Consider the following 17,101-nt stretch of genomic DNA (forward strand, 5'->3'; position numbering starts at 1 on the left):
ATATTTTTAATGACCAAGCTTTTTGAATTTCCTAATGGTCAGAAATTAGGGGATTTTTCATTTGAGGAAGAGGACAAAAGTTTTATCACAGTACTTGATGAGCATCCTGAAATCAAGACACTATTGGAACGGAGGCATCTTTACCCTGAGGCTTTGACGATTAATGAGGTAAATCCTATACTTCATGTCATGATAGAAAGCATTATTGAAAACCAGCTGCAAAGCCAAGCAGAGGTACAAGAAATCTATTACAAATTACAGAAAGAAGAGAGCCTCACTCCTCATGCTGCTCGAGCTTGTATCGCCAACGTATTCCTGCATGATTTCTCAGCTGTTTTAACTGAGCACAAACCATTCGACCAGGAATCTTTTGTTCGTCGTCTAAGTTTAATCGGAACAGATGTTAGTAACCTTGGCAGAAACGATCGATGCCCATGCGGAAGCGGTGCAAAGTTTAAACGCTGCTGTTCTCCCTATGCCGAAGCCTTTATCGTTTCCCCACTTACGGGAAGAATGGACTTGGGATATGGATCATATATCTTTGATACGCCCGAAAATATTGAGGACCCCCTCGATCCAATTTTTCAACTAGAAGCACGCTATCACATCGCTAAGTATATGAACACTCATAAGGACTTAGACGGTGCCGTTAAAGTACTAAAAGAAAATATCACCCAAGCCGAATTTTATGACGGAGGAAACTTTTTGGAAAATGCTTGGCAGGATTATATGTCATTTTGTCAAAACCACGAGCAACTTGCCCAAGAATTTTTCAAAGCATCTGAACATCTGATTTTACTAACCGATGATGACGAAGAAAAAGGAACTCTAATCTGCGATAAGGCAGATTTTCTCGCCCAAATGGGAAATATGGAGGCCGCAGAGGCAGAATACACACGTCTCTTCAGCTCTCTACCAAAATTTCATTTCGGTCGCTACCGCTATGCTTTAATGCTCAGTGACAATGATCGGGAAGATGATGCCATTAAAGCCCTAACTGATCTGCTTAGTTTGAAGGATATCGATGATCAAAGCCATGAAGAAGCATTGACTCTCCTCGAAGTTTTAGGAGGAGATACCTCAGAATTTGAATATCTGTATTAAACACAGCATACCGTAGAAAAGCAAATGGTGGACAAGCAATTGGACGCAGGACTCCTCTACTCTTCTCCCTCCCCAGTATTGGGTACCAAACTCTTCTTGATATTCCGGATACCACCACGCGGATCCGAAACATCTCCTTGATACCGTGGGATGACATGAACATGCAAGTAAAAGACCGTTTGCCTTGCGGCTGCTCCTACATTAACTCCGACATTGTATCCATCGGGGTGGAACCGCTTATTCAGCTCCTCTATCACTTCTTCAACTAACTTCCAGATGCTCATAATTTCTTCCTGGGTCGTTTCAGAAAGACTTGCAAGATGCCTCTTCGGGATAATTAAAAAAATCATGCGCCTGGCACTCGGGCCACGTTCCTATGGATAATGCTTCTATATCAGGTACCGCAAAAGGTTCGGTAAGGATGGGTTGGTGGTGCAGGCAGTGTGGAGTAATCAGCCTGTTCGGGGGAGTACGCGTAGGGGCTTGAAAGAACATCAAGAAGCCGCTCCATCACGCTGTAGTCTCCTTCTTTCACTGCGGCTTCTAGTACGGCTTCTACCCGATGGTTGCGAGGGATTAGCGCAGGATTGCTGTTCCTCATCAAAAGATGTGAGGAGGCTTTCGGTTCCTGCTGCCTGCCTAGTCTCGCCTGCCACAGCTCATGCCACTGAGTAAATTCTGTGATGCCAAACAGGACCGTATCTTCCGGGTTATCAGACGTTAATGCGCGGAAGGTATTGGTATAGTCCGCACGATACTTCTGCATCATACTGAGCAGCCCTTCAATAAGGGATTCATCCTGTATCTCTTCGTTAAATATTCCTAGTTTGGCTCTCATTCCCGCGAGCCAATTAAGGTGATACAACTCAGTAAAATCTGAAAGCGCATCCTGGGCCAGTTTGACAGCCTGCTCCTGATCAGCATGCAGCAGTGGCAATAGGGTTTCCGCAAATCGCGCGAGATTCCACCCGGCAATATGCGGTTGATTACCATAGGCATAGCGGCCATGAAGGTCAATGGAACTGAATACCGTGGCCGGGTCATAGGCATCCATGAAGGCGCAAGGACCATAGTCAATGGTTTCTCCACTAAGGGCCATGTTGTCGGTGTTCATCACCCCGTGAATAAAGCCAACCAGTTGCCATTTGGCAATCAGTACTGCCTGACGCTTGAGCACTTCCTGAAGTAGCAAAAGATAGCGGTTCTCAACATCGTCAACGTCTGGAAAATGTCGTTGCAATGTATAATCAGCCAGAACTCGGAGATCCTTAACAGTGCCCCATTTTGAAACGTATTGAAAGGTGCCGACGCGCAGATGACTGGCAGCCACGCGGGTCAGAATTGCACTAGGCAGCTCGGTATCGCGGATGACTGACTCACCGGTTGTCACCACTGCTAGGCTGCGGGTGGTAGCAATACCCAGCGCATGCATTGCTTCGCTGATGATGTATTCGCGCAGCATCGGTCCAAGTGCCGCTCGACCATCGCCCCCGCGGGAGTATGGCGTTCGACCTGAACCCTTGAGCTGAATATCAACCCGCTCACCTAGGGGAGTGATCTGCTCTCCAAGCAGCAGAGCCCGGCCATCCCCTAACATGGTAAAATGCCCGAATTGATGCCCCGCGTAAGCCTGAGCAAGAGGCAATGCGCCTTCAGGAATTTGGTTGCCAGCAAGCACCGCTACACCATCTTCGCCTTGCAGCACCTGGACGTTCAACCCCAGGGATGTTGCCAACGGATCATTGAGAATGATCAACTTTGGTGAGCGTACAGGGATTGGGTTAAGAGTGGTAAAAAATGATTTTGGGAGACGAGCATAACTGTTGTCTAAGTTCCATCCTGTTTTGATTATTGAATTTCCCTTTGTCATCGTATCTCCTTTTCTGCTTTTGTTTTTTTGTATCCTAGTTTTTCCTTTTACATAAAATAAAAATCATAGGCATTCTATGATTTTCTTAGTATCTACTTTCTATACCAACACAAGGCAACCCCTTTTAGTGTGTCTACTTCTGCCGAGTTATTATACCCTTCCACATTGAAATAATCCAAGTTTTACGAACACTTTGGGCCTAACAAGTCTTGCTAGGTTAATGATAAAATCTTCGTGACAGAAGTGATATAATAAATATACTAGATATAACGCTTAATGAATGGAAGGAGGCGGTGTTATGGAGCAACCGTCTATGGTAGACAGATATAAGTCGCTAATGGTTGATTTTATTATTATATTGGAAATCACAATACTACTTATGCATTCACCGTCTTACCTGGTCAAATTCATTGCTATATTCATCCCACTGGTTTATTTCCCTATTCTCCACACTCTTTTGAGCCGTAGCATTGGTGATATAGTTTCCAAGTTAAAGGTCGTTGACCAACAAGGCAATAAAATAGGCTTCTGGCTAGCCTTGAACAGATTCTTCTGGGTATTTAAGTGTTCTATTTTTGCTTTATTATTTAGTAACCTGTTATTTATGTTTTTTATCCTTTTCCCAGGCACATTAAAAAATATTACAGAAGTTTCATTTGACTATGAAGGGGAGAGCAAGACCTATTTAGTAAAAACAAGTTAATGTCCCGCTAACCCTTACCAATAAGCTCATCACATACCGTCAAACACTGGTTTTAAATCAATCGTGAAATCCGGAAAAACAGATAATTGCACTTTATCTTCCTCAGTGTATGCTTCTGGGCGGCCGTATCGTTTGTTTTCCTGTAATGTGAACACGTTAATATATTTGCCGTCTGGTTCTACAATCCAATATTCTTTAACGCTGGCCGTTTCATACTTGTTGAACTTGACTACCCTGTCCTGCCGAGCAGTCGATGGTGACGATATTTCAATGATCAGAGTCGGTACTCCAAAATATCCAGTTTTCCTAAGCTTGGTTTCATCACACACTACAACAATATCCGGTTGTATAATACTTGAAATTTCATCGTCATTTTCATTGTATTCTGCCAGACATAAGTCAAAGGGTGATGCAAACACTCTACATGGTTTACCAATCAAGTAGTTTGATATTTGCCTGTGAAGCTCACTGGATATGCTTTGGTGTTGCCATTTAGGAGCAGACTGCATATAAGGTACTCCGTCAATTATTTCCCATCGTTCATTTTCCGGCCAGGTTATATAATCAGCATAGGTATGTTTTTTATTTTCTTCCGGTAAGGACATCACATGAACCCCCTTTCATAACTTTCTATATAATAACATTCTTTGTGGCGCGAACTATTTCCCATATTATAACATATTTTTTTAAGAAATCTATACTCCCTAGGGTACGTTTAGTACTACAAATTTATAGAACTCATAACCTTTCCCTCTCCTAGGACAAACACCAACTTCATTTCTTTCGCATACCACAATGCGAAAGGAGGCTGACATGAATGGAAGTTTTCCTGATTAGTTTTGCCCTCTCAGTTCTTAAAGGGGTAACCTTACTCGTTTCATATATTAACAATAACTCGTTTCCACACCCTCTGAGTAAAGAAGATGAATCACGCTACTTTCAAATCATACAGCGCGTTCATACTAACTCAGACTCAGACTCAGATTCAGACCTAGACGTGATCGACGAAGCCCTTAGGATAGAACAGGCCCGAAACAAGTTGATCGAACACAACTTGCGTTTAGTGACCTATATCGTCGAACGATTTGGCGAAACGGAAGAAAAGAACGACGATCTGTTTTCAATAGGAATGATTGGCTTAATCAAAGGAATTGATACCTTTAATCCGAGTATTGGAGCCAAACTGAGCACTTATGCGGGGCGCTGCATTACGAACGAGATCCTTATGTACTACCGTAAAGATAAAGGAAAGTCAGAAACGTCCCTCTTTAAGCCTATCGCGCAAGATGATAGTGGATCAGATCGTAAACGAAGAGGAGCAACGAATTCTACTCGAAAACATTGAAAAACTCCCGATTCGATACCGTCAAGTCCTACAAATGAGATATGGTTTGCAGATAACCAACCGATTCCTGAGATGAACAGCCCGGAGCGTTCACAACAAGAGATCGGTGATACACTTAGGATATCACGTTCCTATGTATCAAGGATAGAAAAAAAGGCCCTCCAAATGCTAATCCATGAAATGAGGGATAGTCAAGGACTCAGCCGAATTTAGCGGCTGAGTCTCTTAGCTTATTTCCCCCGGCCTCTTCTCTATTGATAAGCTTGGGAAGACATCTTTTTACGGAGGGATTTATCGTAACCATCTTCAGACATAAACTGTAGTGATTCACTTAACTCCTTGATTTCCGCCTGGAGTTCCAGATCATTCATCTCACAGGCCATAAGGATTCAGGGCGTTGATACTTGCTTCAAGTACTTTAACGTGTGAAGCGATCATAATATCGTTTGCCATCACCAAATTTAATGTTGTTCAATCATTCCGATGGCTTCTCTCCCTGATGGACCCACAACTATCTTAATGATACAACTCCGATCGATATAAAAAGGCCACGGAAAAATGGAGTTTAAATAAAATCAGAGTCTATGACCAATTTGTTTGCGAAAAGGGGTAACTTAGGCTTAGAATTGAGGTTATCGGCAAACTATATTTCGATCTTTACAAGGGAGGCTAAATCATGAAGAGTTTTCTAAGTTCCATTCAAGAAAGGGTTTTATTATATGATGGTTCTAAAGGGGTTATGCTCCAAAGGAGAGGTCTAACCGGAAATGAAGCTTCAGAATCGTGGAATTTATCCAATCCAGAGGAAGTAAAAAATCTATATAACGAATACCAACAAGCCGGTTCTGATGTGATTCAAACAAATACGTTTCCAGGCAATAGAGTTACCTTAGATAAGCATGGTATAGGAGATAAAACGTATGAAGTAAACTTTGCAGGTGTGAAATTAGCCAAAGAAATAGCAAGTAGAAACACATACGTTGCTGCTTCATTGGGTCCTACCGGTGTGTTATTAGAACCCTCCGGCAATTTAAGCTTTGATAAAGCCTATAGTATTTTCAAAGAGCCCTTAAAGGCCATCGAAGATGCAGGTGTGGATCTTGTAAACTTTGAAACATTTGCAGATTTAAATGAATTAAGGGCAGCTATATTGGCGGCTAAAGAAACTACAAAGCTTTCTATTATTGCTTCGATAACCTTTAATGCCAATAGTCGAACGCTCTTTGGTAATTCAGCAGAGGTATGTGCTATTGTCTGTCAATCACTAGGTGTTGCTATCGTAGGTGCTAATTGTTCAGGTGGTCCAGATAGTTTAATTGAACCCATTAAAAAAATGTATTCTGTGGCATCCATTCCTCTTTGCGTAAAGGCAAATGCCGGGATGCCTGAACTAGTGGAGGGAGAGGTAATTTATCAACAAAAACCAGAACAATTTAGTTCGTATACCAAAGAATTTGTAGAAAATGGAGTACGACTTATTGGTGGATGTTGTGGAACTACCCCAGAATTTATTCGTGCGATTAAGAAGGACCTTGCAGAGATAGAAACTCCAGAGTTAGAGTTGAACTTTAAGCCAACAATTGCTTCTGCCTTTAACCATCTTGTTCTTACCCAAGACAAGGAATATTCGGTTAAAAAACTTTCCCAAGATGCTGTTACAACATTAATAAACGGTGATTTTTCTAGCTTGATTCGAGAATCTAAATCCAAACAAATTGATTACCTTTTATTAGATTTTGGCAATATCAATGTAACGTTTGATGTATGGAACTTTGCTAGCCAATTTGGGTTGTTAATCAAAAAACCAGTTATGATTAAATCCGAGTCCACGGAAATTCTCTATAAATTCCTAAGATATTATCCTGGAAAAGCCGGAGTGGTTTTATCCGATGATTCCAAACTATCTCTTTCCCAATTACAACACTATGGTGCTTTAATCGTAAATGATGCCTTGGTACCTATCGACGATTCATTTTAAACGTTCCTATAGTATTCCTACTATAAAAAATAAACGTGTTTACCCCTAGTGAGTAAACACGTTAGCTTAAGGACGACTATGGTCTTTATGCCCGACCCACTATTCCTCATACGCATCTTTCAGTAACGCTATCTCTTCAGCATGGCCCGAAATGTCGTTAGGTGTTTCAAGAAAGAACGGTAGGTGGCGGAGTTTGGGGTGATTGATAATTTGGGTGATAGCTTTCAAACCGATGGAGCCTTCACCGATTTTGGCATGACGGTCTTTATGACTGCCCTTGGGGTTCATACTGTCATTAAGGTGGATCGCCAAGAGCCTCTCTAACCTGATGACCTGATCAAAAGTATCAAGCACACCGTCAAGGTCATTAACAATATCATAACCGGCGTCATAGATGTGGCACGTATCCAAGCAAACGCCCATTTTTTCGGAGAGGTTTACACCATCCAAAATTTGCCTGAGTTCTTCAAAAGTGCGGCCAACCTCAGTGCCTTTGCCTGCCATGGTTTCAAGCAATACGGTGGTTGTCTGTCCGGGCTTTAAAAGGGTGTTAAGCTGAACTATAATCTGTCTAATACCGACCTCTGCGCCTTGTCCACCATGGCTTCCAGGGTGGAAATTATAGAGGTTGTTCGGTAAGTATTCCATACGAACCAAATCGTCCGCCATAACTTGGGTAGCGAACTCTCTTGTTTTTTCCTCAGGGGAGCAAGCGTTGAGGGTATAGGGGGCATGAGCTAAAATCGGCACAAATTGATTTTCTTTCATAAGCAAACGTAGTGCCTCAGCATCTTTTGGATCAATTTCCTTCGCTTTGCTTCCTCTTGGATTACGTGTGAAAAACTGAAACGTATTCGCATGTATTTTCAGGGCATCTTTACCGATAGCCTTAAATCCCTTAGAAATAGATAGATGACAACCAATTTTCAACACCATTATCCTTCTTTCCGATATATTGTTTCAATGCATTATATTCCCATTATCGAGTTTATTCTAATAACAACCTAGCAGATTACTGTACTAAAGTAAGCCGAAAATGATGCATTTTTTCGGCTTACTTTTTATTGTTGCCATTATAGTCATTCAGGATGTAAAATTATCTGAAGTAGATGGGGTCAGCAATACTAAATGTGATTCTGTGCCTTAAATTTTTAATCTAATTTTAATTTTAGTCAAATTCTCCTTGAAGTTTTTTGGGTTAGAATTCATACATACTCAATTGCGGAACAAAAAACAAAGGAGGAAATTTTATGACAACCTTAGAACAAGTGGAAAAACTATGTGCAATCCAAGGCTGCCCTAGATGCGGCAAATGGGGATTTGCTTGAAGCCATTATCTATCTGGAGAAACAGGGAAAGGTAATCGCACCGACCGGAGGCGGTTATTACAGCAGTGAAAAAGCCATAGACGCAAGCGCAGTGGCCTACAAAGAAAATTGTTGGGAGAAGCAAACTAAGAACTGCCACAGTGGCAAAGGCTTTATTTCTCTCATGAAAAAAATAGGGGAATTTTGCTTGAAAATGATTCGCAAGGGCAATAAAAATTCCTTTGAAGTCCTCAAGGGCGAGGAAATCAAAGGTTCTTTTCCTGTCACTATCCTTGCCTTGCTGCTGATCTTCGCGTTTTGGGTTACCATTCCACTGATCATTATCGGACTGTTCTTTGGTTTGCGCTATCGTTTCAACGGGCCTGATTTTAGAAGCAACACTGTCAATGACGCGATGAATAGTGCGGCGGACGCTGCCGAAAACCTCAAGAAATCCATAAATATCTAAGAAAAATTATTGGAAACGGCGGGGGTTTCAATGAGTTCGAAAATACTGATTATTGAGGATGAGGAAAAGATTGCCCGATTTGTCGAGCTGGAGCTGGGCTATGAGGGCTATACCACAAAAAAGGCCTTTGATGGCAGAACAGGGCTTGAACTCGCTGAGACCGGCGAGTTCGACCTCGTTTTACTGGATGTTATGCTGCCTCAGTTGAGCGGCATGGAAGTGCTGCGCAGGCTTCGCCGAACCTCCTCCGTTCCTATCATCATGCTGACGGCGCGGGACAGCGTGATGGATAAGGTTTCCGGGCTTGACAGCGGGGCGAGCGACTATATCACCAAACCCTTTGCCATTGAGGAGCTTCTTGCACGAATCCGCACCGCCCTTAGAAAAACCATGCCGGAGGACGTGGGGGTGTTGTCCGCCTCCGGTCTGCTGCTAGACACGAGCCGCCGTACAGTTACTATGATGGACACGCCCATTGATCTGACAAAACGCGAATTTGACCTTCTTCACTATCTGCTTAAAAATAAGGGATTGGTCATTTCCCGAGAAGCACTGCTCGAAAATGTCAGAAGAGTGGCTTGCGCTCAACGGATGTCGTGTTTCTCTGCAGACGGGAGAACCGAAAGGGTTTCAAATACCCACACCCCTACAGACCTACCTTTCCAAACAGACTGCGTCCGGTGTCAGGAGTATCGACCTGCCGGATTCGGAAGGCTTGACCGATTGGGGACGATTAGTGGGTGTTACCTACAATGTGAACATAGAAGCTAGCAGTCGTTCTTATCGTATTTCCATCCGCCCTCAAGAGACCCTTCAGATATTTGTAGGGATGTTTGCCATAGTCTTGATTCTGGAGCTATTAATGTTGTTGCGCAGCATTTTTTCAGGCGCAAGAATGATCCGCAAGACCCTCCGACCCATTCAAGAATTGGCTGAGACGGCGCAAAACCTGACTACTGACGGCGTCTTTACACCGGAGCAGCTAGAAGTTCTGGCAGGTAAGTTGGACGACATCAATGCCACAAGGCTGGATACGAGAATTCCAGTGAGCGATACGCAAAGCGAATTGAAAACCCTCGCCTCTGCCATTAACGGGATGCTGGACCGAATCAATGAATCCTATCGTTCCCAGGTGCGCTTTGTGTCGGATGCGTCCCACGAGCTAAGGACACCGATTTCCGTCATTCAGGGGTATGCAAATCTGCTGGATCGATGGGGAAAAAAGGATGAAAAGACGTTGCAGGAATCCATTGATGCCATCAAGGATGAAACAGCGAATATGAAGGGCTTGGTGGAACAGCTTTTGTTTCTGGCACGAGGCGACAACAATACCATGGCTCTGCAAATAGAGCGTTTTGAACTGTCCGCCCTTGCCGTAGAAGTGCTACGGGAAACGCAGATGATCGACGGCGGGCACGACTACAATTCAAGTGTTACGTCCGTTTTCATTAACGCGGATAAAAGCCTTATCAAACAGGCGATTCGGATACTTATTGACAATGCCATGAAGTACACGCCCTCGGGTAAACGGATTGCCATTTCTGTTTCCGATGCAGACAGCTATGCACGACTGACCGTACAAGATGAGGGCATTGGTATCGCGCCCGATGCGGTTCCCAAGATTTTTGATCGGTTCTTCCGCGCCGACGAATCCCGCGCCAGAGCCACGGGCGGAACGGGGCTGGGTTTATCCATTGCCAAGTGGATCACGGAGCGGCATGGCGGGCACATGGAGGTTTTGAGCAGGCAGGATATCGGCACCAGAATTTCCATTATGCTCCCGATCGCGCCCGAGGGATAATGGTTATTAAATTTTCTCTATAGGAAGTGTGAGTCAGCGCGTCCTCCGAAAATCGCCACGTCCTGTCCTTATCGCGAAATAAAATGACATTATCAAATGTTGAAAAGGCTGTTGACGATTAAACCTCGTTAACGGCCTTTTCTTTCTTACGAAAATAGAGCCTCTCCAGCGTTAAACTCTAAAATAGGCAACGGAATAATTGTTCAGTTTAGAATAAACACCAAGACAGTGATAATTCCGATCATCAAAGCAATCGGCTTAAGTGAGTTAATGATACCGGCTTTAAAGTAGTCTAAGGAAACCACTAAACAAAGATGGGCAGGCGACAACATTGTGCCTACCACTCCCATCACATACCCAATGGTCACCACATTGATATTCCCCGGAGCGATCACATTAACTATCGGAAACGTAATTGCTACGAAACTCGTCATTTGGCCGGTGAGTATACCCACCGTAAGGGTAATGATGGTGATTAATACCGCAGGCGAAACCCCGGACCGCCTAAGCAGATCCACAATCTCATTGACGCTCCCGGTCGCGGACAGCACCTGCTGAAAAAAGAAGATAGCTAATAGTCCCAATAATAATTTCGCGTGAAAGGACTTCTTAAGCATCTCACAGATTTGGCCAGCCCGTAGACGAAAAACAATCACCATCACCCCTACGACCAAGGCCATTGATACTGCTGCGCTGAGATGAAATCCGGTTACAAGAATAAGGTTTAACACAATAGGACCAATCGCATAAAGGATAGCCTTCACAGCTTGATAAGAATTCTTTGTCGTTTCCACTTGATCGGATTGACCTTGGGTCAGAGTGTTTTCTCTATTATAGTTCCTACCCGTTAGCAAAACCAGCCAGCCAAGGATAGTGGCGACACATGTGTAAACAGCCAAATGTTCGATTAACACATTTAAACAAATCGCGGTAATTTCACTGGCAAGCAATAAGGCTGGCACTATTGGATTGGAAAACTCCCAAATGTGGCGAAACCAATAATTGATAGCCGTCTTCGTCTCCGCATTGAGTTGATACCTTACTTCCTTCTGTAGGCGGGGCCCTGTTTTCAGCTCCCCTGGTGGATAACGCCAGCCGAAACGAAGATGAAGGTTATTAGGATAGCAAGGAATCGATTGCACACAAAAATCCACCTCCCGCTGAATACGTAACTTTTGAGACGGCTGGTACCTATCTGACTTAATATCGTATTTGACCCGATTTCGTAAATTTTTGTCTTAAACGAACAAAGTATATGATTTAAAATCCCCTTAAAGGCGGTCTCTTATCTCATTTTTGCACCGGTAAATTAAAGGGTTAATTCTTAATTTAGACATTTTTATAGTTTAATCCCTGAGTCGAAAACTGCTCAATGAGACTGCTCTTCAGTTTTCCACTGCGAAAAATTAAAGATAAAGAAACCTCCCGTAGCCGTGAATTGTTTCGGCAACGGGAGGTCTTTTGGGTTACTCCTATTTTATACATCCCTAGATGCTACAATGCTATTTCCTTTCACGTCTTGCGTATCCTCGAACCCTCTCTCATGGTATATTGGCATTATAAGGTGTACATCCGCTGGAAAATACCGTCCTGGGCATTCCGTGGCAGTTCCAGGCACGTCTCGATGTAGTTCAATTGACTCAAGACCCAATTTAAAGGCCTCCATAAGTCGAACGACTTTAGTTACCAGACCGCTGAGTTTGGCATCCGGCACTTCTGTCTCGCTAAAATTCCCCACGAGACAGATCCCGATCCCAATAAAATTTCGATGCCCTACGTTACAATGCGCTCCTGGTCGATATAAGGGCTTTCCCTCTTCGCAGCGACCATCGGGCATGATCACGAAGTGATACCCAATATCGCTCCAACCCTTGGTTTTATGCCACTCCCGAATCATGGCTGCATCGACTGGTACAGTTTTTCCAAAGCGTCGAACCTCCGTGGGACTTGCCGTGTGGTGGTTTACGACGCAAAACAGCGGGACAGTACATTGTTTCAAATCAAAAGTCAAGAGCCTTTGTTCCTCAACTTCAATTCTCGATTTATTCCCTACAACGTATGGAGTTATGTCCATAGCCTGTGCCTCCATTACAATATTTCCTATATATACCATACATAAGTAAGACAAACGAACAATAGGCGCATAAAGTTAAATCTTCTATGATCGCCTGTTTTCCACTTTGTCCGATGATTTGGTGTATTTTATCACGAATAAGTTTATTGTAGACTTTTACACTCATTGTTTTCACACGATCCTTTATTGAAAAAATGGAGCACATTCTTGACTATATCCATAAATTCTGCATTTTTCTGTTAAGTCCTGCCAATAACTGTTTCCTTTTGCATTATTAATAAAACATTTTGGCACTGGTACTTCGGAAGTTCTACATGACAGTATCTATTACCCAAGTCGCAGTCTGTGTTGCGTGGATCATAACACTAATCGCGAACATTTTTTTGCAAGTTCGAAAACGTATCCTTTAGCTGAAATATCAAACACTCCAAGCCTAGGCAAATATGGGCTTGGAGTGTTTGAGGCTATAAAAAAAAGCCCCTATAAGGGGCTGTGAACTCGTAATAACTTGCTTCTTAGAACCATCAAGACAATACAGCTTTGACTAGCTCGACTGCTGAGCCAGCATCGGCAGCATAACCATCAGCGCCGATTTCATCAGCAAACCGTTGGCTGATAGGCGCTCCACCGACCAGAATCTTAATTTGGTCCCGTAAGCCCGATTCTCCTAATACTTTGACCGTTTCTTTCATGAAAGGCATAGTGGTGGTCAACAAGGCAGATAAACCAACGACTTGTGGCTGATGCTCTTTAACTGCTGCCAGAAATTTATCTGGAGTGACATCCACTCCTAGATCGATCACTTCGTAACCGCCACCTTGGAGCATCATACCAAGCAGGTTTTTGCCTATATCATGCAAATCCCCTTTAACTGTGCCTATGATTATTTTACCTAGATACTTTCTCTCTCCGGCCAGCATTAATGGCTCCAGTACTTTTAGCCCGGCCTTCATGGCCCGCGCTGCGATCAGCATCTCTGGTACAAAGATTTCGTTGTTCTTAAATTTCTCCCCGATGATACTCATTGCTGAAATAAAGCCTTCATTAATAATGTCATCTAGGGACATTACCTCATCTAGGGCTTGTTGGGTTAGCTGCGCAACTTCTGGGGCTCGCCCGTCTATCGTTGCTTGTTGAATTTCATTTAAAAGTTTCAAGGTATTTCCCCCTTACACAAATCTTAATCAAGCCTCTGTTCACGAAAAGCATTGATATACCCCATGCAGAATTCGTCTTTACCTACTAATGCAGCCGAGGCATAAATAGCCTTCATCATGTCCCTGTCTAAGGGGTCGCAAATCACGCCATCCAAGCCCATCGTGACACACATTGCCAAAAAAGTCCGATTCAACAGACGTCGGATTGGTAAACCGTAAGAAATATTGGACAACCCACAAATTACGTGCACATCCGGGTACTCGGCCTTAATCACGCTGATAGTGCCCAGCACAGCCGCACCTTGATTAGAATCACTACCAATAGGCTGGACCAGTGGATCAATATAAATATCTGATAGGTCTATCCCATCTGCATTTAAGCGTTGAATCAACTTCCTTGCCACGTTCAGTCTTCCCATAGCATCTGTTGGCATGCCGTTATTGTCCATCGTCAGAGCAACTACGGCTGCTTGATATTCTTTCGCCAGCGGGATTATCGCTCGATAGCGCTCTTCTTCCCCACTGATCGAATTTATTAGGGCTTTACCTTTATGAACTTTGAGGGCCGCACTCAAAGCCAACGGGTTGGGGCTATCCAAACAAAGTGGCACATTCGCTTCCGCCTGCGCTACTTGGGTGAGCCATGCCAATGCCTCTGGCTCACCCTCCAGGAGGGTGCCGGCATTGACATCGATCATGCCGGCACCTGCTGCCACCTGTAGGACAACTTCATTATTAATAAATTCTAGATCTCTGCTCCTTACCGCTGGCTCGATGCCCTTGCGGCTGGTATTAATTCGTTCTCCTACAATCAACATATTCTTAAATCCTCCACGTCAAATCAATCCCGTATTGTCAAGACATCGCCCCTGACTGTTACTCGGCAGGTAAAAAAAACTAAGCATCTATGGACACTATTGTTTCCCGGTATTTCTTGTCCTTCACAAGGGATGCGGCAATTAAGCCAACGAGACAACAACCAGCAACAAAGATCCAGGAGTAAGTGTAATTAGTGCCAGAAGAGGTCTTGATAATCAAACGGCTCATGATCAAAGGAGCGAAAGCGCCGCCGATATAAGCCAACATATTAACAAAGCCCATCGCTTTACCGTAAACTTCTGGCGAAAACACATCAGCAGGCCAGGATAAGAATGGGCCCCAGGCCATGTTGGCAAAGAAGCCTGCCAACGCGAGCACAATCAATAATACGCCATGGCTGACACCAGCCGGGAGCATAGCCAAGGTAATAATCATTGGAAAAGTGCCAAGGAAGGAGACCATAATCATTGGTTTGCGGCGGGAGCCTAGGTGCTTATCGCTGATCCGCGAACTGAGATAGGCGCCTAATACTCCAGCGATGAAGTAAACAGAAGCCCACATACCCATTTTTGTAATCGAAAACTTAAAGACATCGGCTAGATAAGTGGGAGACCAGGCGATCACGCCCCAGAATGTCATCTGACAGGCGACGTCTACCAATGCAATCGCCCAAAATCCAGGATAACTCAAGATCTCCTTCATAGGAATATTGACTTTTTGCTGGAGTTGCTCCCTTACGTTTCCTTTCTTCAAATCAGCTAACGTGATTGTGCCACTGGCCAGCTCATCTTCGTAACTTTCCTCAAGTTCAAGCTGTGAAATACCTTTTAGCTGTTCCGGACGGTCTTTGATAAACACCAAGACCAAAATGAGGGGGATTAAACCAAGTACCGCAGCAACGATGAAGACTGGACGCCAGTCGCCAAAAAACGCTGCCAACTGGGTTGCTAATATCGAAGCCCAGGCCGGGGTTAAAATCCATGCCCAAGCCAAACTACTTTGCGCTTGCGCTCTCTGCCGGGAAGGGAACCAGCGAGCAAGAAGCCGGGCACTAGGAACAAACTCAGTCCCAACCATAATTCCAAAAATAGCCATCCGGATATACCATTGCATTGGAGTTCTCATGTCAGCCATATAAGCAGTTAAAATACTCCAAGAAACTAATGAGAAGACTAGGACCTTCTTTGAACCGAACTTATCGCAAAGCCACCCAGAAATAAATTGCGACGGCCCGTAAAATATCATCATTAGAAATATTCCGTTACCAATGTCGCCATAAGAAAGTCCGACGCTCTTCATGATCAATGGTGTCAATACCGTTGTCTTAATTCGGTCTAGATATTGAATTGAGTAACCAAAAAAAAGGAGCGCTGCTACAAAATACCGATAACGCCACCAACTACTGGGCTTTTCAGTATTAGTCATAATTCATACCTCCCTAATTTCTTGCCGAAAATTCTTTTGCGGCCTGAGCGATTGCCAATAGGTTTTCCAAGGGAGTAGTTAACGGGATAGCGCATTCTGGAGCGACTATTTCGACGCCGGCTTCCAAGGCATACAACGTCTGCGCCCGTACATCGTCCGGACTGCCACACATCAAGATTTCGGCATTATTGATGTTGCCGATCAGAGACATTTCTTTCCCCACAGTTTGCTTGGCTGTGCGCGCATCAACCTTCGAATCAAAATGGAAGGCATCGAAAGCAGCTTCGACGAAATAGGAAAGGAACTTTGTCGTATTGCCACAAATGTGCAAAATAATCGGCGCCCCTAACTCTTTTGTTACTTGCTTGTGAATTGGCAAAAGAAAATCACGGTAAGTTTGAGGGCTGACTAAGTCGCCTGTGGCATGGTCACCCCACAGGATAACGTCAGCGCCAGCTTTTATTTGGGCTTTGCCGGAAATCATGGAAGCTTCTAGTAAAACCTCGAGGTATTTCTTAACTTTGTTCGGATCAAGGAGCGTATCCATCAAGAATTCTTGAGTTCCAGCCAGGTGGTAGGCCAAAGACCATGGGCCATATACCTTCCCGATAATCGCCACCCTGTCACCATACTCGCGCCGTAAGATGCGAATGGCCTCCAGCACAGTATTCATGGATGGATGCTCAAGAAAATCCTTCGGGATAGAAATTTGAGATGGGTCAGTGATCGGGTGGTCCGTGTTAACCGGCCAACTCAGTTGCTCTCCCCAATCCACGGGCACTCCTAGGGCTGCGGATTCCGTTTGCGCCCCAAACACGGGCATAATCGTGTCATAACCCAACACCTCATAACTAGTAGCCGCCAACCGGGCCATTTTCTCTGAATTAAGGTGGACTTCCGGGAAAAAGGCTCCGGACATTTTCATCAGTTCTAACGTTACTACCGAAGTTGGGTTGGCTACCGGTATCCGATCCACCCGACCACCGAAGAGAGCTGATAAAAAACGTCGTTTCGAAGTCATCCATTCATCATGCCGTCCGACCACAATG

The 17,101-nt window shown here is 44.1% G+C and carries 13 protein-coding genes and 4 pseudogenes; 7 read left to right on the forward strand and 10 right to left on the reverse strand.

The features are described from left to right. A partial coding sequence (locus DSOL_RS09835) for an SEC-C metal-binding domain-containing protein (RefSeq protein ID WP_170871481.1) occupies window positions 1-1,104 on the forward strand: 1,104 nt, incomplete at its 5' end. Between the two features lie 56 nt (window positions 1,105-1,160). On the opposite strand, the gene DSOL_RS09840 is transcribed toward DSOL_RS09835, so the two are convergent. Beyond that, window positions 1,161-1,454, reverse strand: a complete 294-nt coding sequence (locus DSOL_RS09840; protein ID WP_083642420.1) for an HIT family protein — start codon at window positions 1,452-1,454, stop codon at window positions 1,161-1,163. A 44-nt stretch (window positions 1,455-1,498) separates the two neighbouring features. Further along, the gene (locus tag DSOL_RS09845) at window positions 1,499-2,974 is read right to left on the reverse strand and encodes a protein adenylyltransferase SelO (protein ID WP_075364701.1); all 1,476 of its coding nucleotides are present in this window, start codon (window positions 2,972-2,974) and stop codon (window positions 1,499-1,501) included. 298 nt (window positions 2,975-3,272) lie between these two features. On the opposite strand from DSOL_RS09845, the gene DSOL_RS09850 reads away from it, so the two are divergent. Beyond that, window positions 3,273-3,677 (forward strand): RDD family protein, encoded by a 405-nt coding sequence (locus DSOL_RS09850; RefSeq protein ID WP_075364702.1) that lies wholly within the window; start codon window positions 3,273-3,275, stop codon window positions 3,675-3,677. A 29-nt stretch (window positions 3,678-3,706) separates the two neighbouring features. On the opposite strand, the gene DSOL_RS09855 is transcribed toward DSOL_RS09850, so the two are convergent. Continuing rightward, window positions 3,707-4,282: a Uma2 family endonuclease gene (locus tag DSOL_RS09855; RefSeq protein ID WP_075364703.1), complete on the reverse strand. Its 576-nt coding sequence runs from the start codon at window positions 4,280-4,282 to the stop codon at window positions 3,707-3,709. A gap of 212 nt (window positions 4,283-4,494) precedes the next feature. On the opposite strand from DSOL_RS09855, the pseudogene DSOL_RS09860 reads away from it, so the two are divergent. Both DSOL_RS09860 and DSOL_RS09865 read left to right on the forward strand, forming a co-directional pair. After that, a pseudogene (locus DSOL_RS09860) lies at window positions 4,495-5,235 on the forward strand (sigma-70 family RNA polymerase sigma factor). A 463-nt stretch (window positions 5,236-5,698) separates the two neighbouring features. Next, window positions 5,699-7,000 (forward strand): homocysteine S-methyltransferase family protein, encoded by a 1,302-nt coding sequence (locus DSOL_RS09865; RefSeq protein ID WP_075364704.1) that lies wholly within the window; start codon window positions 5,699-5,701, stop codon window positions 6,998-7,000. A gap of 99 nt (window positions 7,001-7,099) precedes the next feature. On the opposite strand, the gene DSOL_RS09870 is transcribed toward DSOL_RS09865, so the two are convergent. Continuing rightward, complete coding sequence (locus DSOL_RS09870; protein ID WP_075364705.1) at window positions 7,100-7,933, reverse strand: deoxyribonuclease IV; 834 nt, start codon at window positions 7,931-7,933, stop codon at window positions 7,100-7,102. A gap of 317 nt (window positions 7,934-8,250) precedes the next feature. On the opposite strand from DSOL_RS09870, the pseudogene DSOL_RS09875 reads away from it, so the two are divergent. The 3 pseudogenes from DSOL_RS09875 to DSOL_RS09885 form a co-directional block, all read left to right on the forward strand. Further along, a pseudogene (locus DSOL_RS09875) lies at window positions 8,251-8,776 on the forward strand (UBA domain-containing protein). A gap of 30 nt (window positions 8,777-8,806) precedes the next feature. Beyond that, window positions 8,807-9,343: pseudogene (locus tag DSOL_RS09880) on the forward strand (response regulator transcription factor); the annotation flags it as partial. After that, window positions 9,342-10,577: pseudogene (locus DSOL_RS09885) on the forward strand (sensor histidine kinase); the annotation flags it as partial. The pseudogenes DSOL_RS09880 and DSOL_RS09885, both read left to right, overlap by 2 nt. 203 nt (window positions 10,578-10,780) lie before the next feature. Here DSOL_RS09885 and DSOL_RS09890 read toward each other — a convergent pair. The 6 genes from DSOL_RS09890 to DSOL_RS09915 all read right to left on the reverse strand — a co-directional run bounded on the left by DSOL_RS09890 (window position 10,781) and on the right by DSOL_RS09915 (window position 17,097). Further along, window positions 10,781-11,719: a DUF401 family protein gene (locus tag DSOL_RS09890; RefSeq protein ID WP_075364706.1), complete on the reverse strand. Its 939-nt coding sequence runs from the start codon at window positions 11,717-11,719 to the stop codon at window positions 10,781-10,783. Between the two features lie 335 nt (window positions 11,720-12,054). Further along, a complete protein-coding gene (locus DSOL_RS09895) occupies window positions 12,055-12,651 on the reverse strand; it encodes a peptidoglycan recognition protein family protein (RefSeq protein ID WP_083642433.1) in 597 nt (198 codons plus the stop codon). Window positions 12,652-13,175: 524 nt separating this feature from the next. Then, complete coding sequence (locus DSOL_RS09900) at window positions 13,176-13,808, reverse strand: corrinoid protein (RefSeq protein ID WP_075364707.1); 633 nt, start codon at window positions 13,806-13,808, stop codon at window positions 13,176-13,178. Window positions 13,809-13,831: 23 nt separating this feature from the next. Then, window positions 13,832-14,626: a methyltetrahydrofolate cobalamin methyltransferase gene (locus tag DSOL_RS09905; RefSeq protein ID WP_075364708.1), complete on the reverse strand. Its 795-nt coding sequence runs from the start codon at window positions 14,624-14,626 to the stop codon at window positions 13,832-13,834. A gap of 79 nt (window positions 14,627-14,705) precedes the next feature. Then, window positions 14,706-16,052, reverse strand: a complete 1,347-nt coding sequence (locus DSOL_RS09910) for an MFS transporter (protein WP_075364709.1) — start codon at window positions 16,050-16,052, stop codon at window positions 14,706-14,708. Window positions 16,053-16,065: 13 nt separating this feature from the next. Then, the gene (locus DSOL_RS09915; RefSeq protein ID WP_207649621.1) at window positions 16,066-17,097 is read right to left on the reverse strand and encodes an MtaA/CmuA family methyltransferase; all 1,032 of its coding nucleotides are present in this window, start codon (window positions 17,095-17,097) and stop codon (window positions 16,066-16,068) included. Between the last annotated feature and the right edge of the window lie 4 nt (window positions 17,098-17,101).

The organism is Desulfosporosinus metallidurans (genome assembly GCF_001936615.1).
Lineage (GTDB): Bacteria > Bacillota > Desulfitobacteriia > Desulfitobacteriales > Desulfitobacteriaceae > Desulfosporosinus > Desulfosporosinus metallidurans.

What these genes read in the sequence shown, in the direction of transcription:
- DSOL_RS09895 (WP_083642433.1), bottom strand. Translation starts at nt 12,651, where the DNA reads ATGGACATAACTCCATACGTTGTAGGGAATAAATCGAGAATTGAAGTT.
- DSOL_RS09910 (WP_075364709.1), bottom strand. Translation starts at nt 16,052, where the DNA reads ATGACTAATACTGAAAAGCCCAGTAGTTGGTGGCGTTATCGGTATTTT.
- DSOL_RS09850 (WP_075364702.1), top strand. Translation starts at nt 3,273, where the DNA reads ATGGAGCAACCGTCTATGGTAGACAGATATAAGTCGCTAATGGTTGAT.
- DSOL_RS09855 (WP_075364703.1), bottom strand. Translation starts at nt 4,282, where the DNA reads ATGTCCTTACCGGAAGAAAATAAAAAACATACCTATGCTGATTATATA.
- DSOL_RS09905 (WP_075364708.1), bottom strand. Translation starts at nt 14,626, where the DNA reads ATGTTGATTGTAGGAGAACGAATTAATACCAGCCGCAAGGGCATCGAG.
- DSOL_RS09840 (WP_083642420.1), bottom strand. Translation starts at nt 1,454, where the DNA reads ATGATTTTTTTAATTATCCCGAAGAGGCATCTTGCAAGTCTTTCTGAA.
- DSOL_RS09845 (WP_075364701.1), bottom strand. Translation starts at nt 2,974, where the DNA reads ATGACAAAGGGAAATTCAATAATCAAAACAGGATGGAACTTAGACAAC.
- DSOL_RS09865 (WP_075364704.1), top strand. Translation starts at nt 5,699, where the DNA reads ATGAAGAGTTTTCTAAGTTCCATTCAAGAAAGGGTTTTATTATATGAT.